This is a genomic window from Dysgonomonas termitidis (assembly GCF_054657735.1).
Window position 1 is genome coordinate 2008183 of the sequence record NZ_BAAHYD010000002.1, and the last position, 24985, is coordinate 2033167.

Here is a 24985-nt window from a genome sequence, read left to right on the forward strand (position 1 = left end):
AGACCTTTTACAGCTAAAACTACAGGTACATGAAAACATTCGGCTCTATCATATTAGCCACATTCCTACTGGTTGGGCTTGTATCTTTTATCAGATACAAGTCTTGCTACAGTGGGACAAATCAGACGGAGCATAGAAATACAGAAGATGAAAAGCAACTAGCTTTTACCCGGCTTAAATCCAAAGCTGATTCAGCTTTGGCCTATTGCAAATCGAAAGGTTTCAATACTGAATACTGCTATCTCATCGATTTTAGTATCCATTCCGGGAAGAAGCGCTTCTTTGTCTGGGATTTCGCTAAAGATACGATCAGGTATTCGGGACTTTGCTGCCATGGCTATGGGATGGAAAGTACACAGGCAAAGCCTGTATTCAGTAATGTGGAAGGTAGTTATTGTTCTTCGTTGGGAAAGTATAAGATAGGAGCACGTGCATACAGCAGCTGGGGTATCAATATCCACTATAAGATGCATGGACTGGATAAGACAAATAGCAATGCTTTCAAACGTTGGGTAGTATTACATTCTCATACTCCTGTTGCCGACCATGATATTTATCCCGGACATCTGCCACTGGGCTGGAGTCAGGGATGCCCTGTTGTCAGCAACGAGATGATGCGTAAGGTGGATGAGATGCTCAAAATATCTAAAAAGCCTGTATTGATGTGGATATATATCTGAATTATATGTTACGGATACAATTAGGGGCAGGAGATACCCCTGCCCCGTCATTTTTAGCTCTTATAACGAGCATTTTTTATTCTTTATTTTTGTATAAATATTGGATAGATAGCATCTTGAAGTGAAGGACCGTATGTATGTTCCCAATTATTTTCAGGATATACATGATCAATGTGTTTAACGAATTCTGTTGAGCTTTCTATTACTTCCGTAGGCAAACCGTTACTATCATATTTGAATGCATATGCAAAGGTTTCTTTACTTGTAAATTCTCTTTCAACCGTTGTTTTGTCTGAACTTGTATATGTTTTTGATTGTGAGTCTATTGTGTAGGTTATGACTTCATTTCGGTTACGGCTCAATATCAGATATTCGGCCTCTATCGTCAGAAGTATGCATTCCTGAGGCAACAGGGAAAAGAAATTTACATTTTTAGAAGTATTCACAGAGAACGTATATACACTTTTATATGTAGTATAGGAAGGAATTCCTTGGTGAAACGATTCTACTGTAACCGGTTGTATATTCCCGTTGGCATCATAGATTACATCATAAGTCTCATTTTCATTCTCTTCAACCCATAGCTTGGTTAATTTCGTCAGGTTGCCGTTATTCCATGTAATAGTATATATTTCTTCTTTTGTAATACCATCCAAGGCATACACTACCCATTCAATGACATTGCCATTGTCATCGTATTTAAAATCATAAGTATCTGTTTCCTGCCTGTCGTTATCATTGTGATATACATCTGTAAGATTCACCCTCGCCGTTTTACCGTTTCGTGTGAACTTGTAAGTCGAGGTTTTGTAGAAATTTTTACTATCAGTATCGTATTCCTTATATACGATTTCGGTAAGCTGATTGTTGTTGTCATAAGCAAATGTACTAAACGGCACTTTCTGGTCGTCTATTAACCTTTCTAATTTAGTTATCAGTGTAGTTTTCTTTTCCGGTTCCGTAATTATATCATCATCGTTACTACAAGCCGAAAAGATGCATACGAATAAAAGAGTTACAATAAAGTTTTGTTTTTTCATAAATTTGTAAATTTTGTGTTAAAAAAATAATGCGACAAAAATAATATTTATATTGTAATGGTATTCTGAAATTATTGTTAAAATATCAATATCTAATTGATTTTATTCTTACATTTGTGAATTATTTAGATTAAATGAACTTAAAAACTACATTCGATTAACAAGTAAATTTAGAATTAGGAATATGAAAAAGATTGGACTTATCCTGTTTGCATTAGTGCTATCAACAGGTTTTATCGCAGCTCAGGACGGTAAAAAAGCACCTAAGGTAACTTTTCAAAAAGCAGTACATGATTTTGGTAAGGTTGCGGAAAGTGCCGGTTCGGTAAGTTGCGAGTTTATTTTCAAAAATACAGGTACGGCGCCTTTCCTTATCCAAAGGGTACAGGCAAGTTGTGGCTGCACCACGCCGGATTATACAAACGAGCCGGTATTGCCCGGCAAAGAGGGTAAGATTAAAGTAACTTATTCTACGACTGGCCGTCCGGGGACATTCAACAAGGATGTTACAGTATTCTCTAATGTGCCGGACTCAATCTACCGATTGAATATCAAAGGTGAAGTTATTCGTAAATAATTAACCTTTAGAATATAAGAATAGGATATATCCCGAATAAAGGGGTATATCCTTTTTATTTTACAGGGAATATATGAGAAAACTTATCATTTTACCATTATTGCTCCTGCTTTTTGTACTCCGTACGGTAGCGCAGGATATGACGTCATACCCTGTCGGAGTAAGGAAATTGATGAATGCTTATCCTTCCCGGATTAAAGGATATGACGGAGCGTCTCTCATCATGTATGACGGTTCTAAAATTAGATACGCTGAGGGAGTAAAGAAGAGTCATGGCGAATTGATGAACAGCTCCGATTTAGGTGATATCTTTGCATATGATTACAAACAAGGGGAGTTGAAGGATATACCAAGGAACTATGACCCCGGGCGGATACGTAACGAAGGACTATTAAAGAAAATGTATGGCGCTACTTCATCCGAAGTGCAACAAAATCTTGTTACAATCGCATGGTGTCCCAATCTTATAAACCAGAAATTAAAGGTTACAAACATAAACGGGGTAGACAAACAGCTACAGAAAATCTCGGATGAGTTGGACAAACACCCCGAATTCAAAGACTATCTTCATAGTGCAGGGACTTTCAACTGGCGGAAGGTACGGGGAACTGATCGTATGAGTTTCCATAGCTTCGGTACCGCAATAGATCTGAATGTGAAGTATTCCGACTATTGGCAATGGGACTGCCGTTGTACATCAGAAGACATGGCTGTGAAATATAAGAATCGTATACCACAGCAGATCGTAGATGTTTTCGAGAAGTATGGCTTTATCTGGGGCGGGAAGTGGTACCATTATGACACAATGCATTTCGAGTACAGACCGGAATTGCTGGTTGAAGACTGATTTTTATATAAATGAGTCTGACGCTATACTAAATATTGGTATCTTTAACACAATTATATATCAACACAATGAAGAAACTATTTCTAGCCTGTTTTTTTATGGCTTTTACGTCCTCCTTATTTGCTCAGAAAGAGCAGTATCCTCATGAGAGGGATGCATTCAGGGTTATGAGCTACAATATCCGCAATGCCCGTGGTATGGATAATATAACCAACTATCAACGGATAGCAGATATAATAGAATCCGTATCTCCCGATGTACTGGCTATTCAGGAGCTCGACAGTGTAACCCGGCGCAGCAATGGGATTGATGTTCTCGGTAAATTAAGTAATCTCACCGGGATGCATGCCGTTTATGGAGCTGCCATCTCATTTCAGGGAGGGAAATATGGCGTAGGGATATTATCTAAAAGAAGTCCTTTATCGTCAAGAAATATACCACTGCCGGGAAAGGAAGAACAACGTACACTCCTTATAGCCGAGTTTGAAAATTATATTGTCTTTGCCACACATCTTTCTTTAACCAAAGAAGACCGCAAGTCTTCAATTGAAATTATAAACCAGCAAGCGAAAGCATATGGCAAGCCTGTTTTTCTGATCGGAGATTTGAATGCAGAGCCTGATTCGGAAGAGATAAAACTTTTGTCGTCCGAATGGAAAATCCTTAATAATGTAGAATACATGACTTTTCCGTCCGTCAGTCCCGATAGGGTTATCGACTACATTATGGGATATACGGCAATAGGAAGCACATATCCTGTATATCATGCTAAAGTGTTGGACGACAGCATTGCATCAGACCACAGGCCATTATTTATCGATATAGCACCATAATATATTTTAGGGCTTATTCATAAAAATGCCTTATCTTTACGCAATTACTAAATAATCTATTACAATTAGCCATAATTCTATGTCAATTAACAAAAAGATCACGAAAGCCATCGTGCTGGGCTCGGGCGCACTTAAAATCGGGCAGGCCGGAGAATTCGACTACTCCGGTTCACAAGCTTTAAAAGCTTTAAAAGAAGAAGGGATTTATACTGTATTGATTAATCCCAATATTGCAACTATCCAGACTTCGGAAGGTATTGCCGATAAGGTTTACTTCTTACCTGTAACTCCTTATTTCGTTGAAGAAATAATAAAGAAAGAGAATGTAGATGGTATCTTGCTCGCTTTTGGAGGACAAACAGCTCTTAACTGTGGTACGGAACTATATCTGAACGGTACTCTTCAAAAGTATGGAGTGGAAGTAATGGGTACTTCCGTGGAAGCGATCATGGCTACCGAAGACCGCCATCTGTTTGTAGAGAAACTGAATGAGATAGATGTGAAAACACCTGTCAGTCAGGCTGTGGAAACAATGGAAGACGCCATTGTTGCTGCTAACCGTATCGGTTTCCCCGTGATGGTACGTTCTGCCTATGCCTTAGGCGGTTTGGGTAGCGGCATCAGTAACAATCTGGAAGAGTTCAAGACCTTGTGTGAAAGTTCGTTTGCCTATTCCAGACAGATACTGGTAGAAGAATCTCTCAAAGGCTGGAAAGAAATAGAATTTGAGGTGATAAGAGATAAGAACGACCACTGTTTCACCGTTGCCAGTATGGAGAATTTCGACCCCCTTGGTATTCATACGGGGGAGAGTATCGTTGTGGCACCTACCTGTTCCCTGGATGAGAAAGAGTTGACCATGTTGCAGGAGCTTTCCAAGAAAGCCATCCGCCATATCGGTATCGTAGGGGAGTGTAATATCCAGTATGCTTTCAATTCCGAAACTGACGACTATCGTGTTATAGAAGTAAATGCGCGATTAAGCCGTTCTTCGGCATTGGCATCGAAAGCGACAGGTTATCCATTGGCCTTTGTTGCGGCGAAACTCGCATTAGGTTATACTCTCGACCAGATAGGAGAGATGGGTACGCCTAATTCAGCTTATGTAGCCCCTTCGCTCGACTACCTGATCTGTAAGATTCCGCGTTGGGATTTGAGTAAATTTGTCGGAGTTTCACGCCTTATCGGTTCCAGTATGAAGTCGGTAGGTGAAATAATGTCTATCGGAAAAACCTTCGAAGAGATCATCCAAAAAGGGCTTCGTATGATCGGGCAGGGAATGCACGGTTTTGTAGGTAACCGTGAATTGGAATTTAACGATCTTGATGAAGAACTTTCGAACCCGACCGACCTGCGTATATTCGCTATTGCCAAAGCATTTGAAGAAGGATATACCGTAGAAAGAATACACGACCTGACTAAGATCGACCCGTGGTTCCTCGAGAAGCTGAAAAATATATATGACTATTCACTGATCCTGAAAGATTATAACAGTATAGAAGATGTTCCGGAACCAGTACTGCTGAAAGCAAAACATCTCGGATTTTCCGATTTCCAGATTGCGCGCTTTGTAGAAGATCCTGATGGCAACGTAGAGAAAGAATCTCTTCGTGTACGCGCTCTTCGTAAGAAGATGAATGTACTGCCGTCTGTAAAACGCATCAATACAGTTGCTTCCGAAAATCCCGATTTGACGAATTACCTGTATATGACATACGACAGGAGTGAACACGATGTGCCGTATTTCAAGAATGATAAATCCGTTGTGGTCCTTGGTTCGGGGGCGTACCGTATAGGCAGTTCGGTAGAATTCGACTGGTGTTCGGTAAATGCCGTACAGACAGCCCGCAAACTGGGGTATAAATCTATCATGATAAATTATAATCCTGAAACCGTATCTACGGATTATGACATGTGCGACCGTCTTTATTTCGATGAATTATCATTCGAACGGGTACTCGATGTTCTCGATCTGGAAATGCCTAGGGGTGTAATTGTATCTATGGGAGGACAGATACCGAACAACCTTGCCATAAGGTTACATCGTCAGGATATTCCGATTTTGGGAACATCTCCATTGTCTATCGACAGGGCTGAAAACCGTCATAAATTTTCCAGTATGCTCGACCAGCTTGGTGTAGATCAGCCTGCATGGAAGGAATTGACCAGTTTGAGCGAGATTCAGGGATTTGTAGAGAAGGTGGGCTATCCCGTACTGGTGCGTCCGTCTTACGTCCTCTCAGGCGCGGCGATGAATGTATGTCACGATGCCGAGGAGCTGGAGACATTCCTGACGCTGGCCGCAAAGGTTTCGAAAGAATATCCGGTAGTGGTTTCCCAGTTTTTGCAAAATGCAAAGGAAATAGAATTCGACGCCGTAGCTAAAAATGGCGAGGTCGTGGAATATGCTATTTCGGAACATGTGGAGTTTGCCGGAGTACACTCGGGTGATGCGACACTTGTTTTCCCGGCTCAGAAGATATATTTCGAGACTGCCCGCCGTATCAAACGGATAAGCCGTAAGATAGCGAAAGAGCTAAATATAAGTGGACCTTTCAATATTCAGTTTCTGGCTAAGAATAACGATGTGAAAGTAATCGAATGTAATCTCCGGGCCTCTCGCAGTTTCCCTTTTGTATCTAAAGTATTGAAACGCAATTTCATTGAGACGGCTACACGCATTATGCTGGATGCATCTTATGAAAAACCGGATAACTCAAATTTCGATATCGACTGGATTGGTGTAAAAGCTTCCCAGTTCTCATTCTCCCGTCTGCATAACACTGACCCTGTTCTCGGTGTGGATATGTCTTCGACCGGCGAAGTCGGATGTCTGGGAGATGATTTCAGTGAAGCCTTGCTGGTATCGATGATCTCAGTCGGATATAACATTCCGAAGAAGAGTGTTATGGTTTCGTCCGGTGACAGTAAATCGAAAGTAGACTTACTGGATGCCTGCGCCATGTTGCAGGAAAGCAATTACGATATTTACGCTACAGCCGGAACAGCGCAATTCTTGGCGGATAACGGTGTCAAGGCAATGGTGGTCAGCTGGCCGGATGAAGAAAAGGAACACAATGTGATGGATATGATGTCGAATCACAAGTTCGAGCTGATTGTCAATATCCCTAAAAACCATACACGTCGCGAACTTACCAACGGCTACAAAATCCGCCGCGGAGCTATCGACCATAATATCCCGCTAATAACAAACGCACGGTTGGCGAGTGCATTTATTCAGGCCTTTTGCGAAATGAAGGAAACGGATATTCCGATTAAGAGCTGGCAAGAGTATAAACTGTAATTAGCTAAGGCTCAAATATCACAGGGTTGTTCTTTGAGCAACCCTGTTTTTTTGAATCCTTAAATAGGGGTTTGTATGTGATAACACAGAGACGAAAAAAACGGGAACGTGTTTGAGCCTATCTCCCGGTTCGTATTATACCGTATTCAGAGCGAGCCTTTCCGTTTCGTCTTTTCATCTGTTGCGGGTCGGCCTATGAAGCGGATCGTTAAAATATTTTTGGTTTCTTTTGGGGATTTGGACAAAAGGGACACAAGCAATCTTCGGTTGCACCTGGCTGAAAAGAATCCAATGATTTCATACAGCAATCAAAAATAACGACTGGTGATTGACATAACTAAAGAAGAACATATTCCTAAAAAAGACTTATCTTTGTTACCCTATCACTGATTTCTATGGATAATTTACTGGATCATCTTAATGAGCAGCAGCGCGAAGCTGTTGAATATATAAACGGGCCTTCCCTAATTATTGCAGGGGCTGGTTCGGGTAAAACGCGCGTGCTGACATATAAAATAGCATATCTTTTGCAACAAGGCTATATGCCTCACAGCATACTTGCTCTTACATTTACGAATAAGGCAGCGCGTGAAATGAAAGAACGTATCGCCGAGATAATCGGTTGGAAATATGCGCGTTATTTATGGATGGGAACTTTTCACTCCGTGTTTTCCCGTATCTTACGTACCGAAGCCGGGAAAATCGGATTCAATTCCAGTTTTACCATTTTCGATTCGGCTGATTCCCGCAATATGATTAAGACTATAATCAAGCAGTATCAACTGGATGATAAAATCTATAAGCCGGCCAGGGTGCAGGCTATGATATCTAACGCAAAGAATGCGCTGATTTCCCCGCAGATGTATGCGCAAAACAAGGAGTTGCTGGAATACGACCAGCGTTCGAAGATGCCGGTACTGAAAGATATTTACAGAGATTACAATAACCGGCTGAAAGCATCCAATACCATGGACTTCGATGACCTGTTGTTTTATACTAATGTTTTGTTTCGTGACCATCCCGATGTATTAAAAAGCTATCAGGAGCGTTACCAGTTTATACTTGTAGACGAGTACCAGGATACGAATTTTGCACAATATCTTGTTGTGAAGCAGCTTGCCGATGCGCACCACCGTGTATGTGTAGTGGGTGACGATGCGCAGAGTATCTATTCGTTTCGCGGAGCGAATATAGATAATATACTTAAATTTAAGGAAGTTTATCCTGAATCGAAGTTGTTTAAATTGGAACAGAATTACCGTTCCACCCAGAATATCGTTAATGCTGCCAATAGTCTTATTCAACAAAACCGTGAGCAGATAAAGAAAACGATATATTCCAAGAACGACGAAGGGGAACGTATTGAGGTTGAAAGCGCCTACTCCGATATTTTGGAAGGTGAAATTGTATCGAACAAAATATGGGATATCCGTCGCGAAAAGAAAGCCTCATATAGTGATTTCGTCATCCTGTACCGTACCAATGCCCAGTCACGTATTTTCGAAGAGGCATTGCGAAAAAAGAATATTCCATACCGTATCTATGGCGGCCTGTCGTTTTATCAGCGCAAGGAGATCAAGGATGTGATCGCTTATTTTCGTATGGTGGTGAACCCTTACGATGAAGAAGCTTTCCGGCGTATCATTAATTTTCCTACACGGGGGATAGGCGACACCACATTAAATAAAATAGCCGCTGCGGCCCGTGCGCATAATGTGAGCCTGTGGGAGATAATCGGCGATTCCTTAGGCTATAATCTCAATGTGAATGCCGGTACTGCTAAAAAACTGAGTGCGTTTAGAGAACTTATCGAAAGTTTTATCGCCCGGTTGCAGGAATTGTCGGCTTATGATCTGGCATCCCGGATTGTAAAACAAAGCGGTATCGCTACCGAGGCATACCAGGATCAGACGCCGGAAGGTATGAGCCGTCAGGAAAATTTACAGGAATTATTGGGCGGTATTCATGAATTTTGTGAAAGCCGTAGGGAAGAAGGGCTGGGGGGGATAGGATTGATGGATTTCTTGTCCGAAGTATCATTGCTTAGCGATCAGGATACGGACAAGGAGGCTGATAAGGAAAAAGTGACAATGATGACTGTTCATGCATCTAAAGGATTGGAGTTTAAGAATGTGTTCGTTGTAGGATTGGAAGAAGATCTCTTTCCGTCGTCAATGGCAAAGAATGAATTCCGGGGCCTGGAAGAAGAGCGCCGCTTGTTCTATGTCGCTATTACCCGGGCAAAGGAATATTGCATGATTACATATGCTAAAAGCCGTTTCCGGAACGGGCAAATAAATGCATCGAATCCAAGCCGTTTCCTTCGCGATATAGATACCTGCTATCTGAACGTAATCGGTGGGGGATTCGGAGTACTCAACCGTCCCGAAACATATACAAACGATTTGCATGATTACACGAATACTCTCCGTACATCATATCCTGAAAGCCCGGTAACTCAGAGGCAGCCAATAGCTCCGCATCAGGAGGCTGGTTTTCCTCCGGCATCTCCCCGTTCCAATTTTGTGAATGCGCGCAATGCTACCCCGAGAGCTTCGGCGGGAGTGAATTCAGGTGAAGTACAGGTTGGTGCAGTAATAAAGCATGAGCGTTTCGGTGTAGGTAAGGTGACTGCGGTAACAGGTGATCCCGATAGCCGAAAAGCTACAGTTGAATTTGAGAATTCGGGTGTGAAGCAGTTGTTGCTGAAGTTTGCCCGGTTCGAGGTTGTGGGATAGGAGGTGAAACATAACAATAGAGATGATGAAAACAGAATATGAAAAGTGTATGATGGGAGAGTGGTATAATTGCCATGATAGTATTTTTCTGGAGATGAAAGAAAAATCCCGGAGGATACTGTCACAATACAATGCGCTTCCTTATCATTTCAAATCTGAGAAATATAGCCTTTTACAAGAATTGTTTGGAAGTACAGGGTCGAATGTATCCGTTGGCAATCCGTTTATTTGTGACTATGGATGCAATATCCATATAGGGAATAATGTTTCGGTAAATATGAATTGTACTTTTGTCGATTGTAATAAAATAACGATAGGCAATAATGTCCTTATCGCGTCCAATGTACAGATTTATACGGCAACACATCCCATCGATCTGCAAGATCGCCTAACACCTGATTGGAATAGAGAGAGTGACGAATACTTCTGCCGGACTCTGGCCTTGCCTGTTACCATTGAAGACGGGTGTTGGTTGGGTGGGGGAGTTATAGTTGTGCCGGGGGTTACTATTGGCAAAGGTTCCGTTATCGGTGCAGGTAGTGTCGTCACAAAAGATATTCCGTCCAATAGCCTTGCAGTCGGGAATCCATGCCGGGTGATGCGCTCAATAAACAGATCTGAATAAGTAATGATTCTTTACTTAGCTTTTTACTTCACCGGGGAAAAGTTATTTTTTCCAGAATTTCCATGATGGCTTTTTCTTTTCCTTACCGGTCTTTTCAGTAATAATATTTTCTGTGGCTTTTTCCTTTTTTTCGGAAGGCTGGTAGTGTGGCATATATATAACCGGTACGTCGAATCTGGCATTATTCATATCTTCTGCTTTAGCCCCGTCTTTCAAAGCATTATTGTATGCATTGAATTCCGCACTTTGGATAAATAGATTTTGAAAATGCTCCTTATTTACACAGCCCTCTTTCATTATTTTCTCAGCGAGCAGATATGATGATGTATAGATGGGTTCATCATTGAGGCTGATGGTCTTTTCATTTCCAGTTCCATCTGTAATAATAGCTTCATCTGAAAATTCTGCCGTGGTGATACCCTTTAGAAATACACGGCCGAAAGCCAGAGGTATGAACGCATTTGCTTTCTCTGCATCGGATAATGAGAGGCCATTTTCCATCATTTGTCGTTCTATAGCCATATCGTCTTCGCCTGCCATCCAGGCCATTGTAGCGGCTACATGGCTTATATCCAAATTGTCTTTCAATACTATGAAGACCCGTATGGAGAAGAAATCCTTGTAGGTTGGGAAATCGAATCTAAATACAGTTTTCTCTACACTCGTCCAGACATCATTATCGAGAAGTATTTCACCCGAAATTAATTCGCTTTCGGATTGTGCATAGTACAGCTTTACCCAATGTGTCCCTTCTTCCAGCGTTTGGCTTTGTATGATATCTTCAAGTTGTTGGAGCCAACGTAGAGGGAGCGGATCGGGATGTTTCCCTCTGGTTGTCACATTGCTCATGGTAACATCGTATATGCGTCCGTCAATAGCCCATTGATGATTATTGATCTGATCGTCGAATTCTTTTGTAAAAAAAGCAGAAAGCAAGGTGTGGAAAGAATTTGTGAGGAAATTTTTCCATGCGTCTTTTATTGCGGAACACTCATTCGTACCCATTCCCGCGCACGATTCTATAATGACTTTCCCTAGCCCTATTTCGAGATGTATGTCTAACTGTAAAATGATGGCCTTTGTAGAAGATGAACGGTTAAGCATACATGTCCATGCCGTCATATGCTGGCGGGGGAATATAATCAAATCGTTTTCTATATTACATTCAATATTATGTTTGTGAAAAGCCTCAGCCAGAAAACTGTTGAGTTGCGATTCATGTTGCATCAGTTTATTATCGTTCATTGGGTTCAAATTTATTATCGTTTAGTTTTTCCATCAAAAAAGAATAGCTTATATGATACTTTTCCAGTCGTTGGATATCCTTGTCTGTGATCTCCCGTAATCTGGTTATATCCATATTGTCTTTAAGGTCGGCGAGTTTGACTGTTGCAGCTATCGGGAATTTGGCTATCTGCTCTATGTATGCATTATACGCGGTATCGGGAGAATAGGATAATACAAGGAGTTGATTTATCAGGGCTTCGGGGATATCCTCTGCTCTCAAATCATCAGCAGTAATATCGGTATCTTCCATAATGTCGTGCAGGATAGCTACAATTTTTTCTTCAATTGTATTTACATTATTCATCACTCTCAGAGCATGGAATATGTATGGTTCACCTCCTTTATCCGTTTGTCCGTAATGTGTGTTTACCGCAATCCGGATTGCTTTTTCTAATATGTTATCCATTGTGTATGGAGCTAATTGTGCTAGTTTTCGGTTGTTGTTATATCCATTATATGGGCATTACAAATCTAATTAAAAATAGGAAAAACAGAACTATCCCTCTTTATTTTAACATCGGGTTGAGGTATGATTGAACTGAAAAAAAAGCAGTGCTTATTCCGGATTTAATTTATAAGTATTTGTCCATACTTGTTTTTATTGTTTTTTTAACATAATAAAGCGCAGCAAAAGTGTCTCTTATTGCATCTTTCATATATAAAATATTGAATGGAAAAGATAAATGTCGTATATTTGTTTATTCTCTGTTAATATTTTATCGATGTTTGTATTAAACCTTTTTCAGGTTAGGAAGTCTAATTTTATAAAGACCGGCAAAAAGTTGTCAATAACACAAAATGATAGAGATTATAAACAATAAAGAATAGGAGAGCAGATTATGAAAGTAAAAAATTTAGTACTGATGTTTCTGATGTCTGTATTGCCATTTATCGCTTTTGCGCAAGATGACTGGGATGACATTTATGCTACTTCTAAATCAAAGGATAATAAGAAGAAAGAAGTAAAAGTCAAAAATACAGTTTCTCAGCAACAACAGAAACCAACACAGGTATTGGTAGTCCGCGATAACGGTGAAGTTACACTGGAAACAGAAGGTAACGTAAACATCGATGTGGATGCCTATAACCGCAGGGGTGGAGATGTGACTGTGTACCAAAAAGAACAGTATCCTGAAGATTCGGTGATTTACACCGATGAATATCAGGATTACGAGTACACAGACCGTATAGTAAAATTCCATGAACCCGAGAACAGTGTTAAGATATCCAGTGATAATGAGATAAATGTATATGTCACAAATGACCTGTACAGCAATTATTATCGTAACCGTGGCTGGAACTTTAACGTAAATCTTGGCTGGGGCTGGGGTGGATATTACAGCAGTTTCTATCCTTGGTACGATCCATGGTATTATAGCGGTTACTGGGGTGGCTGGTACGATCCATGGTATTACGGCAGTAGCTGGGGTTGGGGTTGGAGCAGACCTTGGTATGGCTGGGGTGGCTGGTACGCCGGAGGCTGGTATGGTGGTGGCTGGTATGGCGGACATCATCACGGATACTACGGTAGTAGCGCACGTTACAGCTATTCGGGACGTCCCCGGACAAGTTATGGACCCGGTCGGACAAGTTATGGTTCGGGTCGTAGTTCATACGGATATGCAGGCCGTGGATCAGGCATCGATAGTTCCCGTCCTAGTTATGGCGGCAGAGGCTCATCTACCCGTCCAAGTTACGGAACATCTACAGGCCGAGGATCCTCTTCGAATGGTGTTAGTACAAGACCAACAACTCGTCCGAGTTACGGTACATCTACCGGCAGGGGTTCTTCATCAGGCGATGTAAGTACAAGGCCAACAACTCGTCCTAGTTATGGAACATCAACAGGCAGAGGTTCTTCCAGCGGAGTAACAACAAGACCTACAACCCGTCCGAGTTATAATAGCGGAAGCTCAGGCACAGGTAGTGTTACAACAAGACCGACTACCCGTCCAAGTTACAATACTTCAGCAGGTAGCAGTTCTAGTTCGCGTCCTAGTTATAGCGGTTCACCGAGCAGCACTTCAAGTTCACGTCCGAGTTATAGTGGCTCATCCAGTTCTGGTTCGCGCCCTAGCTATAGCGGTTCATCGAACAGTAGCTCAAGTTCACGCCCAAGTTATAATAGCAGTTCATCGAGCAGTTCTTCATCCAGAGGTTCATATAGCTCAGGCTCATCATCTTCCAGCAGCCGTTCATCCGGAGGTGGAGGAAGTAGTAGCGGAAGAAGCAGTGGCGGACGCAGATAAAAAATAAGGACAACTAAAATAAAAAGCTGTTTCAATATTAATTTTTGAGGCAGCTTTTTTGAAAAGATATAAAAATATTAAAAATTGCATTATGAAACATGTATCATTACTACTGTTAACAACTGCACTGACATTTGGGGCCGCCCAGGCTCAAAATGAAATGGATGCGTACAGATATTCGAAAAACGACCTGACAGGCACAGCTCGTTCCGTATCTATGGGAGGAGCTTTTGGGGCACTCGGTGGCGATATATCCGGTATATCCATTAATCCAGCAGGTATAGGAGTTTATCAATCATCAGAAATAGTTACCACGCTTAATTTTCAGAATTCTAAGGTTCAGACAGAAATGAATGCCGGAAAAATTGATGAAAGTAAGTTTAAAGTGAACTTTGATAATCTGGCATTTGTGAGTGTGTTCCCTATATTTGATAATGATGTGGTTCGTAGTATCAATATCGGGTTTTCGTACAATAGGCTGAAAAATTTTGACAGGAAATATAACGCGATTGGCAATAACCTGTCGTATGATATGGCGGCTTATATGGCTGATAGAGCAACAAATAATGGGCGTCCTGCCTCGGCTATTGCATTAGGTGATGAAGGGAATGACTGGAGAGATATCTGGCGCAATCAGGACTGGCTGAGCGTACTGGCTTTTAATGGACATATTATAGATGAGAAAACCCCTGTGGGTTCAGGGCAATATGTCCCGGCTTCTCCCGAGTATGCGGCTTATAGTGACTTATTTGTAGAAGAAAAAGGTTCTGTCAGTACATATGATTTTAATATAGGAACAACGTTTTCAGATATTGTTAGTGTTGGGGCAACATTGTCCCTTACCGATATAAATTATCGTATGTATTCTAGTTATATTGAAGACTATCAGAATAGCGGTTCATTTTGGGGTGGTCAGGAATTACAAAACTGGATGAGAACAGATGGTACAGGATGGCAGGTTACTGCCGGTGTAATTGTAAAGCCTGTACAAGAATTGCGAATTGGAGTTTCATATCATTCTCCTACATGGTATAATATGACCGATTATTTCGCTGCGGATCTGTCTTCCGATTTTGCCGATGGAACAAGTTCCTATATAGGTAGCTTCAGTGATCCCAATTCAGACCGGAGTGAGGATGCTATACTCGATTATAAAATGCGCACTCCTGACAAGTGGACATTGAGCCTAGCAGGCGTTATCGGCGGTAAGGCAATTATCAGTGCCGATTATGAACTGACTAATTACGCGAATAGTATGAAACTGTTCGATGACCGGGGTAATGCTCTTGCTACAGGTCTGGGTGATCCAAATTCTTATATTAAGCAGGATTTCAGGAATGCATCTACTTTACGTGTCGGAGCTGAATATCGTATTACAGACCAGTTTTCGGCTCGTGTAGGTTATTCATGGATGCAAAGCCCGTTCAAAAATGAAGTGAAAGATTTTCCGGGCGACTATGAAGTTGTTACCGACAGCCGCGCAGCTAAGCAGTATGTACTGGATGGCGCTACAAACTATTTCACTTATGGTATGGGATACAGATTTTCACGCCATTTCTATACCGATATCGCGTTTGTAATGAAATCTCAGAAGGATGACTTATATGCCTTTACCGGAGCGGATAAATCTACTTTCAAGACAAATAATTTCCAGGGTTTGTTAACGTTGGGATATAGATTCTAATAAGCTGGTTATAAAATAAAAGGCAGCGCATCTCTTTCGGGATGCGCTGCTTTTGGTTATAACGGATTATATTTTACAAGCTTTCCAGCATTCTCTTTATAACTGTCTGGGCCGATATTTCACGATTGGCCGCTTCCTGTATAACAATCGACTGAGGACTTTCTATTACATCATCGCTCACAATCATATTACGGCGTACAGGCAGGCAATGCATAAAGTAAGCGTTATTTGTCAGCGCCATCTTCTGAGTTGTTACTGTCCACGACATATCTTTACTTAATATCTTTCCATAATTAGGATCGGTATATGCAGCCCAGTTTTTTGCATAAACAAAGTCTGCTCCCGCAAGTGCCTTATCCTGATCATACTCAACTTTTGCTCCACGTACAAATTTAGGATCGAGGTCATAACCTTCGGGATGTGTGATAACAAAATCTACATCCGCCTCATTCATAAAGTCAGCGAATGAATTAGGTACTGCCTGAGGCAGGGCTTTCGGATGTGGCGCCCATGTAAGGACAACTTTCGGACGGGCCGTTTTCTTATACTCCTCTATCGTGATGAGGTCGGCAAAAGCCTGTAAAGGATGCCCTGTTGCCGCCTCCATACTGAATACAGGACGTCCCGAATATTTAATGAACTGGTTCAGTATCTTTTCCTGATAATCATCTTCCTTATTTTCGAATTGAGCAAACGCGCGTACTCCGATAATGTCGCAATAACTGCCCATCACGGGGATGGCTTCGAGGATATGCTCCGATTTGTCACTGTCCATTATTACTCCCCGTTCGGTTTCCAGCTTCCATGCTCCCTGATTGATGTCGAGTACCATTGTATTCATACCCAGATTCATCCCGGCTTTTTGCGTGCTCAGGCGGGTGCGCAGACTGGAATTGAAGAACACCATTAACAGCGTCTTACTCTCACCGAGGTTTTTAAATCCGAAGCGGTTTTTCTTTACTTCGAGGGCTTCTTTTACTGCGGCATTAAGGTCGCCGAGGTCCTTGACATTGGTATATGTTTTCATTACAAAAGTATTTTAATGCGTTTGTTGATTAAGACTATAAAGATAGCTAATAGTACGGAGACTATCATTATGAACGGTAATCTGTAAATATTATTTGTTGCCCCTATCGGGATTATCAGTCCTGCGACGAGAAGGTGGACAAAGTAAATTCCTGCCGCCAGTTTTGATATATCGTATTTTTCAACTGTATATTTTGCCCCTTTCTGTATACAGATAATTAATACGGGGCAAAGGAGGTATAACGACAGAAATAAGTTATGGTAAATATCCGTTTGATAACCCTGGTATGACTCGGTTAATAATGCGATCAGGCTTACCGGTAAAAGAACATACAAATATGGGGTCTTAGCAATATTTGTAAGATCTTTCTCCCGGATATAATATCCTGACACGATAAACGGAAAACCAAAGAAAATACCATTGCAGAACGATCTGTATGGTAATCCGGAGTTTTCCAGTATATATCCGGTAATGTAGAGAATAATACCGGAAAGCAGTATCAGGTCGTTATTCTTTATAAACTTCTTTATTACTGCCAGCATAAGTGTGCCCGATATGAGTGCAGGCAGGAACCACAGGTGATAATATCCCATAATGGTAAATGTAATCAGTGAACGGGCTTCCACCGTATTATAATAGGTGGGCAAATAGATGAACGACCATACAACATACACAATGAAAGTGTGGAACATATACCTTTTTAATGCCTTATTATCACTCAGTTTAGAATGAAGGTAATATCCACTGATAACAAAAAAACACGGCACTGCTATTCTGGCTATTCCGTTAGAAATGAGCCATCCTGCTAATGATTCACTACTAAAAAGAGACTGTGTGTGTATCGTGATAACCAACAGACTGAGTATGATCCTGAAATAATCGAGCCTTATATTACGTTCCATTATTCATCAGTAAAGTTCTTTCTTTGTGTTTTGCGGTTATACGTTTTTTTGCTTTTATGCACTGATGTAACACGTTGCCATCCCGCCGACCGGGACAATTCATTGTCCCGGTCAGCTTTTTTGATCGCTTTTATATAATCGCCGACAGTTATTTTTCCTGCTGTCTTCTTCTTTTTCTTTCTCATTATCTGATTTGCCCGTTGCCCTCTATTATCCACTTATAAGTGCATAATTCCTCCAATGCCATAGGTCCACGGGCATGCATTTTTTGTGTGCTGATACCTATCTCCGCACCTAGTCCGAATTGTGCGCCATCTGTAAATGCAGTGGATGCATTGGCATAGATGCAGGCAGCATCGACCATCTTTTCGAATAACCTGATGGCTTCACGATCTTCGCTTATGATGGCTTCACTGTGTTTGGAACTGTAAGTGGCTATATGCCCGATGGCTTGATCGATACCGGAAACGGTTTTGACTGCCATTTTATAATCGAGAAATTCCGTTCCGAAACTGTCTTCATCCGCTTTTTTCAACAGATCGTACGAATAGTATTGGAACAAAGCCTCATAGGCATGCTTATCCGCATATATTATAACATCCTTTTTCTCCAGATCTTCACAAAGATAATGTAGATCATCCAACCGGTCTTTGTCTATTACCAGACAGTCCAGCGAGTTACATACACTTACTTTACGTGTTTTGGCATTGGTAACGATATCCTTGCCTTTCTTCACATCTCCTTCTTTATGAAAATAGGTATGGCAAACACCCGCACCTGTTTCAATGACAGGTATACGGGAATTTTCGCGCACATAATTAATTAATTCCTGGCCTCCGCGCGGAATGATGAGGTCTACATAATCACGTGCGTTAAGTAGTTCCTCTGTCGCTCCCCGGTCATTAGGCAATAGTGTACATACATTGGGATTCACCCCGTTTTCATCCAATACATTGCGAATGATATCTATAATGGCTTCGTTCGAAAAACGCGCGTCCGATCCGCCTTTCAATATACAGGCATTACCTGATTTCAGGCATAGGGAAAATACATCGAAACTCACATTCGGGCGGGCTTCGTATATAATGCCGATAACCCCGAATGGGACGGTTATTTTAGATAAGTTGAGTCCATTCGGTAATGTCTTTTGCATGAGTATTTTCCCAACGGGGGAGGGTAGGGAAGCCACATTACGGATATCTTTCACAATATCCATTATACGTTGCTCATTTAATAACAAACGGTCATATTTTGGGTTACTTGTATCCATCCGCTGCAAATCTTTCTGATTTTCGGCAAGGATGTAATACATTTTCGACTCGGTTTCTTTGGCAATAGCTTCCAGTATTGCGTTGATTTCCTTTTCTTCCAGTAAGTTCAGGCTTTTACCTGCTTCCATAACCAACCGGAACATGTTCTGGTGATAGTCGTCCATTCTTATTTTTCAATATATAAATAGTCGTAATGCACAATTGCTTTCTTATTATTTTTCCCTATTGTTTCTTTCGCTTTTTCGCTGCTGTACGAAGTGCGGCCAATGCCTACCTGCTTACCTTTCTCGTCGATAATACGGACAATATCATCAGCTTCAAAATTGCCGGAGATCTTTGTTACGCCGACAGGCAGCAGGCTTACAGCCTTATCGCTCAGAAGAACTTCCGCCGCACATTTGTTGATATGTATCTCTCCTTTGGTAAAATCTTCGGAGTGAGCTATCCATTTTTTTATACTGTTTGCCCCTTTGCCCGATGGCTTGAAACGGGTAGATACAACATCTTTTCCTTTTATGAGGTCTACAAGTATATTATCCCTGCGGCCATTGGCAATAATAACTTCGATTCCTTCTTCGGCAGCTTTGCGGGCCACATTGTATTTTGTGGTCATTCCTCCGCGTCCTGTTGCCGATTTGGACGACTGGATACAGTTTTCTATATCGTCTTTCTTAGCGTCTATTTCCCGGAATATGTATGCCCCGGGATTATTGGGGTTGTCACTGTAAATTCCGTCTATGTTGCTGAGTATTATCAGCTTTTTTGCTCCCATCATTGCAGCTACCAGCCCCGATAATTCATCATTGTCTGTAAACATGAGTTCATTAACAGAAATGGCATCATTCTCGTTTACAATGGGGATGACCTTATTGTCGAGCATTACCGACATGCAATTCCTCTGATTGAGGTAATGGCGGCGTGTGGCAAAATCCTCCTTGGTAACGAGTATCTGCCCGCAGATAATACCCTGCTGATGGAACAGGTCATAATAACGGTTGATTAGCTTCACCTGGCCAATAGAAGAGTATAACTGGCGTGCCGAAATGGTATCTAGTTTCGCTTTTACCTTAATTTCAGATTTTCCGGATGCTACGGCACCCGATGAAACCAGAATAACCTCTACATTATTTTTATGTAGTTCTGCTATCTGATCTACCAATGCCGACATACGGGTGAGATCCAGCATTCCGTCTTTACGGCTCAGTATTTGGCTACCTATTTTTACAACTATGCGCTCTTTCATCGAAAATATACCTAAAAAAGCAAAGTTATAATTTTATTTTAAAGTAAAATGTTCGTTTATAGTGAAAATGGGTGGAAAAATGGATTCTTAGGCCGGAATAATATAGCAAGGTGGGTCTGTCCTTAAATCAACCCTTCGGGAAGGGCAAGGTACAATGCTTTTTTCTTTGCATCTATTTTTTCTATAAAGTCTTCTGTGGCAGGGATTATGAGTTCGTTCTCTCCGTCTTTTACCAGAAAGAGAGTATTGATCGTTTTGTCGTCTATATCTTCAATTATACCCAGCTTGCCGGCTGCTTTATCTATAACGGAAAAACCTATGAAGAAATTCCATGAGTATTCTATCTCATCATTACTCTCTTCTTCATAATATTTGCGGGGAAAATAAACCTCCAGGCCCGACATTCGCCTGGCTTTATCCTCATCGTCTATATCCTCGAATTTTATCAGGGCGGTTTCTTTACCTTTGAACCTATATTCTTCAATAAAGAAAGGTACAAGGATATTGTCGATACGGCAAATAAGATACGGGCAATCTACGCGGTCGAATACATCATTCTCGAAGAAAAAATTTATCTCACCTTTTATTCCGTGAGGTTTGATAAATTTTCCTATTTTGAAAACTTCGTTTTCTGTTATCATATCCTATTCGTTAGCAGTGAAAAGTGAAATCTAATGTGCCAATAACACGAAACAATAAAACTGCTTTACCCGTATAATGTTCACTTTCCGTCTTTCACTTAAATATTATTTCTTTTTTTGCTGCTGGTTTTTCTTCCCTCCGCTATTGTTGCTGTTGGTATTCCTCTGTCCGAGGTCTTTCATTTCGGGAAGTTTTATATTGGAGCTTCGTATGTCTATTTTATGATTCGACAAATCATAGAGATCGATGAATATTTTCATGTCATCCACTTCCTTATTCCATTGTATATATGATTTTTTCATATGAGTGGCAACAAGTAATATGAATTGCTCCTTTTCTTTCGGGTCTTCCAGTTCGGTAGCCAGCTTCACCATTTTTTCCAGAGTTTTTCCATAATGGCGGTACTCCATGTCGGGACGGCTGTATTCAATTTTTCCGGGTTTGGAATAAAGGTCTTCCTTCTTTACGATTTCATAAGGGTAGTCGATATCCAGTTTGAAATCGGCCATAATGGCGAGGTGATCCCACAAGATGTGTTTAAAGTCATTTACATCACGCAGGTGGGGAAACATATTTCCCATTATATTGATAATAGTATTGGCACAGCGTTTGCGTTCATTCCGGTCAGGTACTGTGAGGCAGTAGTCGACCATATTCTGTATATTCCTTCCATACTCGGGAAGGGCTAGTTTTTTCAGTTGAGTATTATATTCCATTTTTAGTATTGGGTTATTATTCTTAATTTGATAATGTGCTGAAATCAGTTTGTAGGCCTTATAATTTAAATAAGTATCTAATGTCGTGTTTTAACGCTATAACTATCAATAATTGTTATACTTGGATAAACAATAAACAGGTCCGCGACCCTCGTTTTTATTTCGGTTTGTCGGTTTCAGCCTTTACAGGACTGCAAAGATAATCTTTTTAGTTGAACTCCTTGATAATGTATTCAAAAATATTGAATAAGAATGTAATTTCAAGTCGTTTATGCCTCATGTGCAATAGCCTTAAAATAACAAAGCATCCGTTATCAGACGGATGCTTTGCTCTTATTTTATATTAGTTCATAGCTACTTCGCTTTCTTCAGCGGGAGCAGATAATGTTTTTTTGTATAATTCCGGATCGTTTAATACTTCTACGGCTTTGGCCAGTTCCTTATCATTTTTCAGAGTATAGATATATTCTCCTTTCTGATAATGGTAACGTCTGATGATTTCTGTGTTTATCTGACGTGTAATGTCATCTTTAAATGTTTCCAGATCCCGGTCGAGATTGGGTACAAGCATCGCTTCCAGAGCCTTGAATTCTGCATCCGCATACTTCATGTATCCTTCAAATTCCATTACTTCTTTGAGCGAAGCCATCGATTTTTCACTCATACGGTCATATTGAAAATCTTTTGACTTAACAAATGACTTGAAACTTTCATAGTCTTCATCCGAAATAGAGAATGTTTCGGGGGAAGTAATTGATTTATGCTTTGCGGCCCAGTCTGTAACCCAATCGAATACGATGAACTGATTGGCAAGGTAGTATGTTATGGTAGGAGCTTTCTCTTCCTCGAATGCGATATCCGGAGAAACACCACCACCATCTCTTACCGGACGGCCGATTTCGGTTTTGAATACGGTTGTCAGGCTGTCAGGGATACGCCCTACACTGCCATCTGCGTTGCGGTGTGTGTAATCTATGGCTTGAATACATCTTCCGCTCGGAATATAATATTTGGAATTGGTAACTTTTACACCGCCTCCGTATGGGATTTCCCTTGTCGACTGTACCAATCCTTTACCGTATGTGCGTTCACCTATGAGTACCGCTCTGTCCATATCTTGCAGCGATCCGGCAACGATCTCTGCCGCCGAAGCCGAGCCTCTGTCTATAAGTACGACAATGGGTATCTCCGTGTCGATAGGTTCGAGTGTAGTACGGTACGTCCTGTCCAGTTGTTTCAGCTTTCCTTTGGTAGATAAGACGACTTTTCCTTTCGGTACAAACAGGTTTACAATCTGGACGGCTTCTTCAAGTATTCCGCCTCCATTCTGGCGAAGATCGAAAATTAAGGATGTTACTCCCTGCTTTTTCAGATCGAGGAATGCCTTTTTCACATCCATCGCACTTTTATCGGTAAAAGTAGGGCTGAAATTAATATATCCTGTAGAGGGAGTTATCTGGCCATAATACGGTATAGGATCGATAGTGATCTTCTCACGTACCACCTTTACAATAAAGGGCTTTTTCTCGCCGGGACGCTCTATTTTTATTTGTATCGATGTCCCCGGTTGCCCTTTCAGGTTAGAACTTACAAAGTTACTCAGTGTACGACCGAAAGCTTCTCCTTCTACCTTATCGCAGGTAGTCATGTCTTTACCGTCTATTTCGAGTATGTAGTCTCCGGCTTTTAACCCGGCTTTATCGGCAGGCTTTCCTTCAAAGGGTTCAGTAATAGCTACTTTCCCGTCTTTGAAGGCAATGCTGGAGCCTATGCCGGCATATTCGCCGGAAATCTGGGTGCTGAACTCCTTCATGTCGTCCTTGTTGAAATAAGTCGTATAAGGATCGAGGGTGTTGAGCATATTGTCAATCCCGCTGCGGATAGTTTTGTTCAGGTCCAGGGTATCTACATAGAACATGTCTACTTCCCGTACAATGGAATTGAATATTTCTATATTCTTATTTATGTCGAAGTAACGTTGCTGTTGATTTTTATCAGGAACGTTCTGCGCCTGAATAAAAGAAGCTCCCGTAAGAACCGGGATTGTCAAAAATGTGATGAATCTATATTTCATTAATTCTATCTGTTTATGTCGCAGACCTGTTTATTACTTTAGTAAGTGGAACAACGAGCGTGAATTATAATTCGATGTTAAATCACTAAATCCTATCCCTTACTCATTGTTCTAAAAAACAACACAAAGGAATACTTTTTTTTATAAATAGCGAAATTTGACAGGGTTATATATGTCTTATTTTTAACAAAAAAACATAAAAGGATGATCAGATAATGAAAAGTTACGAGTTACTTCGCTCAGCTGGCAGTTACGAGTAAGCAAGATGCACGTTGGCAAAACGGAGCGGAGCAACGAAAAACTCGTAATCCGTAACTTGTAACTCGTAACTATTATCTTATATTTGCATTTGAATAAATAAACAGAACGAGCATGAAAGGAATTATCCTCGCAGGCGGAAGCGCCACACGACTTTACCCTTTATCCAAAGCAATATCGAAGCAGATAATGCCGGTATATGATAAACCGATGATCTATTATCCTTTATCCACACTGATGCTGGCCGGTATCCGCGAAATATTGGTCATTTCCACGCCGCGCGATTTGCCGATGTTTGAGGCGTTGCTGGGTACGGGAGAAGAGCTCGGGATGAAGTTTGAATATGTAATTCAGGAAGTTCCTAACGGCTTGGCCCAGGCTTTCGTATTGGGCGAAAAATTTCTGAACGGAGAAGCCGGATGCCTGATTCTCGGAGATAATATGTTTTACGGACAGGGCTTTTCCAAAATGCTGAAAGAAGCTGCAACGATAGAAAAAGGGGCATGCATTTTCGGCTATTATGTCAAAGATCCCAGGGCATACGGAGTTGTAGAGTTTAATGAAGATGGTAAGGTAGTATCATTGGAGGAGAAACCCGAAAACCCTAAATCCAACTACGCTGTGCCCGGACTTTATTTTTACGATGACAGTGTCTCCGCAAAGGCGAAGGCGTTGAAGCCGTCGGCCAGAGGAGAATTTGAAATCACCGATCTGAACAAGTGCTATCTGAACGAAGGGACTTTGAAGGTTCAATTGTTCGGACGGGGCTTTGCATGGCTCGATACAGGGAATTGCGATAGCTTGCTTGAAGCCGGGAACTATGTTGAGACAATACAGAACAGGCAAGGTTTTTATATATCATGTATAGAGGAAATTGCATGGCGAAACAAGTGGATCGATAATGAACAACTGCGGGTTTTAGGCAAACGTCTTGATAAAACAGCATATGGACAATATATACTTAGCTTACTAGACTAAAGTTTTTTTA

Annotated in this window: 21 protein-coding genes; 10 read left to right on the forward strand and 11 right to left on the reverse strand. The window is 41.2% G+C overall.

Features of this window, described 5'->3' with window-relative positions; all coding sequences use genetic code 11:
• The first annotated feature begins 29 nt into the window (after positions 1-29).
• Positions 30-680, forward strand: a complete 651-nt coding sequence (locus ACYQ3L_RS12535) for a murein L,D-transpeptidase catalytic domain-containing protein (RefSeq protein WP_379997090.1) — start codon at positions 30-32, stop codon at positions 678-680.
• Positions 681-763: 83 nt separating this feature from the next.
• On the opposite strand, the gene ACYQ3L_RS12540 is transcribed toward ACYQ3L_RS12535, so the two are convergent.
• A complete protein-coding gene (locus ACYQ3L_RS12540; RefSeq protein WP_379997092.1) occupies positions 764-1720 on the reverse strand; it encodes a hypothetical protein in 957 nt (318 codons plus the stop codon).
• Positions 1721-1904: 184 nt separating this feature from the next.
• On the opposite strand from ACYQ3L_RS12540, the gene ACYQ3L_RS12545 reads away from it, so the two are divergent.
• The 6 genes from ACYQ3L_RS12545 to ACYQ3L_RS12570 all read left to right on the forward strand — a co-directional run bounded on the left by ACYQ3L_RS12545 (position 1905) and on the right by ACYQ3L_RS12570 (position 10644).
• Entirely contained in the window at positions 1905-2297 is a 393-nt protein-coding gene (locus ACYQ3L_RS12545; RefSeq protein ID WP_379997094.1) for a DUF1573 domain-containing protein, read from the forward strand.
• Positions 2298-2370: 73 nt separating this feature from the next.
• Positions 2371-3144, forward strand: coding sequence for a M15 family metallopeptidase (locus tag ACYQ3L_RS12550; RefSeq protein ID WP_379997096.1), 774 nt, complete (start codon positions 2371-2373; stop codon positions 3142-3144).
• Between the two features lie 68 nt (positions 3145-3212).
• On the forward strand, positions 3213-3977 hold the full coding sequence (locus ACYQ3L_RS12555; protein ID WP_379997098.1) for an endonuclease/exonuclease/phosphatase family protein: 765 nt from the start codon (positions 3213-3215) through the stop codon (positions 3975-3977).
• A 79-nt stretch (positions 3978-4056) separates the two neighbouring features.
• A complete protein-coding gene (carB, locus tag ACYQ3L_RS12560) occupies positions 4057-7281 on the forward strand; it encodes a carbamoyl-phosphate synthase (glutamine-hydrolyzing) large subunit (RefSeq protein WP_379997100.1) in 3225 nt (1074 codons plus the stop codon).
• A 395-nt stretch (positions 7282-7676) separates the two neighbouring features.
• On the forward strand, positions 7677-10019 hold the full coding sequence (locus tag ACYQ3L_RS12565; protein ID WP_379997102.1) for an ATP-dependent helicase: 2343 nt from the start codon (positions 7677-7679) through the stop codon (positions 10017-10019).
• Positions 10020-10044: 25 nt separating this feature from the next.
• Complete coding sequence (locus ACYQ3L_RS12570) at positions 10045-10644, forward strand: sugar O-acetyltransferase (RefSeq protein WP_379997176.1); 600 nt, start codon at positions 10045-10047, stop codon at positions 10642-10644.
• 42 nt (positions 10645-10686) lie between these two features.
• Here the strand turns inward: ACYQ3L_RS12570 and ACYQ3L_RS12575 are convergent, their stop codons facing one another.
• Both ACYQ3L_RS12575 and ACYQ3L_RS12580 read right to left on the reverse strand, forming a co-directional pair.
• A complete protein-coding gene (locus ACYQ3L_RS12575) occupies positions 10687-11889 on the reverse strand; it encodes a DUF6348 family protein (protein ID WP_379997104.1) in 1203 nt (400 codons plus the stop codon).
• The gene (locus tag ACYQ3L_RS12580; RefSeq protein ID WP_379997106.1) at positions 11879-12337 is read right to left on the reverse strand and encodes a GTP pyrophosphokinase; all 459 of its coding nucleotides are present in this window, start codon (positions 12335-12337) and stop codon (positions 11879-11881) included. The genes ACYQ3L_RS12575 and ACYQ3L_RS12580 overlap by 11 nt, the downstream gene beginning before the upstream one ends.
• A gap of 433 nt (positions 12338-12770) precedes the next feature.
• On the opposite strand from ACYQ3L_RS12580, the gene ACYQ3L_RS12585 reads away from it, so the two are divergent.
• A complete protein-coding gene (locus ACYQ3L_RS12585) occupies positions 12771-14180 on the forward strand; it encodes a hypothetical protein (protein ID WP_379997108.1) in 1410 nt (469 codons plus the stop codon).
• A 91-nt stretch (positions 14181-14271) separates the two neighbouring features.
• Positions 14272-15864, forward strand: coding sequence for an OmpP1/FadL family transporter (locus ACYQ3L_RS12590; RefSeq protein ID WP_379997110.1), 1593 nt, complete (start codon positions 14272-14274; stop codon positions 15862-15864).
• 73 nt (positions 15865-15937) lie between these two features.
• Here the strand turns inward: ACYQ3L_RS12590 and ACYQ3L_RS12595 are convergent, their stop codons facing one another.
• The 8 genes from ACYQ3L_RS12595 to ACYQ3L_RS12630 form a co-directional block, all read right to left on the reverse strand.
• The gene (locus tag ACYQ3L_RS12595) at positions 15938-16891 is read right to left on the reverse strand and encodes an N-acetylornithine carbamoyltransferase (protein WP_379997112.1); all 954 of its coding nucleotides are present in this window, start codon (positions 16889-16891) and stop codon (positions 15938-15940) included.
• Entirely contained in the window at positions 16891-17793 is a 903-nt protein-coding gene (locus ACYQ3L_RS12600) for an acyltransferase (RefSeq protein ID WP_379997114.1), read from the reverse strand. Before ACYQ3L_RS12600 ends, ACYQ3L_RS12595 begins: the two co-directional genes overlap by 1 nt.
• The gene (locus ACYQ3L_RS12605; RefSeq protein ID WP_379997116.1) at positions 17793-17978 is read right to left on the reverse strand and encodes a hypothetical protein; all 186 of its coding nucleotides are present in this window, start codon (positions 17976-17978) and stop codon (positions 17793-17795) included. Before ACYQ3L_RS12605 ends, ACYQ3L_RS12600 begins: the two co-directional genes overlap by 1 nt.
• Positions 17978-19228 carry a glutamate-5-semialdehyde dehydrogenase gene (locus ACYQ3L_RS12610; protein ID WP_379997118.1) on the reverse strand — a complete coding sequence of 417 codons (1251 nt, stop codon included), beginning with the start codon at positions 19226-19228 and terminating at the stop codon, positions 17978-17980. Before ACYQ3L_RS12610 ends, ACYQ3L_RS12605 begins: the two co-directional genes overlap by 1 nt.
• A gap of 2 nt (positions 19229-19230) precedes the next feature.
• Positions 19231-20307, reverse strand: a complete 1077-nt coding sequence (gene proB / locus ACYQ3L_RS12615; RefSeq protein WP_379997120.1) for a glutamate 5-kinase — start codon at positions 20305-20307, stop codon at positions 19231-19233.
• Between the two features lie 122 nt (positions 20308-20429).
• A complete protein-coding gene (rimM, locus tag ACYQ3L_RS12620) occupies positions 20430-20948 on the reverse strand; it encodes a ribosome maturation factor RimM (RefSeq protein ID WP_379997122.1) in 519 nt (172 codons plus the stop codon).
• A gap of 105 nt (positions 20949-21053) precedes the next feature.
• Positions 21054-21665 (reverse strand): DUF4290 domain-containing protein, encoded by a 612-nt coding sequence (locus tag ACYQ3L_RS12625; protein ID WP_379997124.1) that lies wholly within the window; start codon positions 21663-21665, stop codon positions 21054-21056.
• A 343-nt stretch (positions 21666-22008) separates the two neighbouring features.
• Positions 22009-23739 (reverse strand): S41 family peptidase, encoded by a 1731-nt coding sequence (locus ACYQ3L_RS12630; protein WP_379997126.1) that lies wholly within the window; start codon positions 23737-23739, stop codon positions 22009-22011.
• Between the two features lie 372 nt (positions 23740-24111).
• Here ACYQ3L_RS12630 and rfbA point away from each other — a divergent pair, with 372 nt between their 5' ends.
• The gene (gene rfbA / locus ACYQ3L_RS12635) at positions 24112-24975 is read left to right on the forward strand and encodes a glucose-1-phosphate thymidylyltransferase RfbA (protein WP_379997128.1); all 864 of its coding nucleotides are present in this window, start codon (positions 24112-24114) and stop codon (positions 24973-24975) included.
• The last annotated feature ends 10 nt before the right edge of the window (positions 24976-24985 follow it).

Bases quoted from the DNA above. Each gene is read 5' to 3' on its own strand.
- rimM (WP_379997122.1), bottom strand. From the start codon at position 20,948: ATGATAACAGAAAACGAAGTTTTCAAAATAGGAAAATTTATCAAACCT.
- ACYQ3L_RS12555 (WP_379997098.1), top strand. From the start codon at position 3,213: ATGAAGAAACTATTTCTAGCCTGTTTTTTTATGGCTTTTACGTCCTCC.
- rfbA (WP_379997128.1), top strand. From the start codon at position 24,112: ATGAAAGGAATTATCCTCGCAGGCGGAAGCGCCACACGACTTTACCCT.
- carB (WP_379997100.1), top strand. From the start codon at position 4,057: ATGTCAATTAACAAAAAGATCACGAAAGCCATCGTGCTGGGCTCGGGC.
- proB (WP_379997120.1), bottom strand. From the start codon at position 20,307: ATGAAAGAGCGCATAGTTGTAAAAATAGGTAGCCAAATACTGAGCCGT.
- ACYQ3L_RS12535 (WP_379997090.1), top strand. From the start codon at position 30: ATGAAAACATTCGGCTCTATCATATTAGCCACATTCCTACTGGTTGGG.
- ACYQ3L_RS12570 (WP_379997176.1), top strand. From the start codon at position 10,045: ATGAAAACAGAATATGAAAAGTGTATGATGGGAGAGTGGTATAATTGC.
- ACYQ3L_RS12610 (WP_379997118.1), bottom strand. From the start codon at position 19,228: ATGGACGACTATCACCAGAACATGTTCCGGTTGGTTATGGAAGCAGGT.
- ACYQ3L_RS12605 (WP_379997116.1), bottom strand. From the start codon at position 17,978: ATGAGAAAGAAAAAGAAGAAGACAGCAGGAAAAATAACTGTCGGCGAT.
- ACYQ3L_RS12575 (WP_379997104.1), bottom strand. From the start codon at position 11,889: ATGAACGATAATAAACTGATGCAACATGAATCGCAACTCAACAGTTTT.
- ACYQ3L_RS12625 (WP_379997124.1), bottom strand. From the start codon at position 21,665: ATGGAATATAATACTCAACTGAAAAAACTAGCCCTTCCCGAGTATGGA.
- ACYQ3L_RS12565 (WP_379997102.1), top strand. From the start codon at position 7,677: ATGGATAATTTACTGGATCATCTTAATGAGCAGCAGCGCGAAGCTGTT.
- ACYQ3L_RS12540 (WP_379997092.1), bottom strand. From the start codon at position 1,720: ATGAAAAAACAAAACTTTATTGTAACTCTTTTATTCGTATGCATCTTT.
- ACYQ3L_RS12580 (WP_379997106.1), bottom strand. From the start codon at position 12,337: ATGGATAACATATTAGAAAAAGCAATCCGGATTGCGGTAAACACACAT.
- ACYQ3L_RS12590 (WP_379997110.1), top strand. From the start codon at position 14,272: ATGAAACATGTATCATTACTACTGTTAACAACTGCACTGACATTTGGG.
- ACYQ3L_RS12585 (WP_379997108.1), top strand. From the start codon at position 12,771: ATGAAAGTAAAAAATTTAGTACTGATGTTTCTGATGTCTGTATTGCCA.
- ACYQ3L_RS12595 (WP_379997112.1), bottom strand. From the start codon at position 16,891: ATGAAAACATATACCAATGTCAAGGACCTCGGCGACCTTAATGCCGCA.
- ACYQ3L_RS12600 (WP_379997114.1), bottom strand. From the start codon at position 17,793: ATGGAACGTAATATAAGGCTCGATTATTTCAGGATCATACTCAGTCTG.
- ACYQ3L_RS12630 (WP_379997126.1), bottom strand. From the start codon at position 23,739: ATGAAATATAGATTCATCACATTTTTGACAATCCCGGTTCTTACGGGA.
- ACYQ3L_RS12550 (WP_379997096.1), top strand. From the start codon at position 2,371: ATGAGAAAACTTATCATTTTACCATTATTGCTCCTGCTTTTTGTACTC.
- ACYQ3L_RS12545 (WP_379997094.1), top strand. From the start codon at position 1,905: ATGAAAAAGATTGGACTTATCCTGTTTGCATTAGTGCTATCAACAGGT.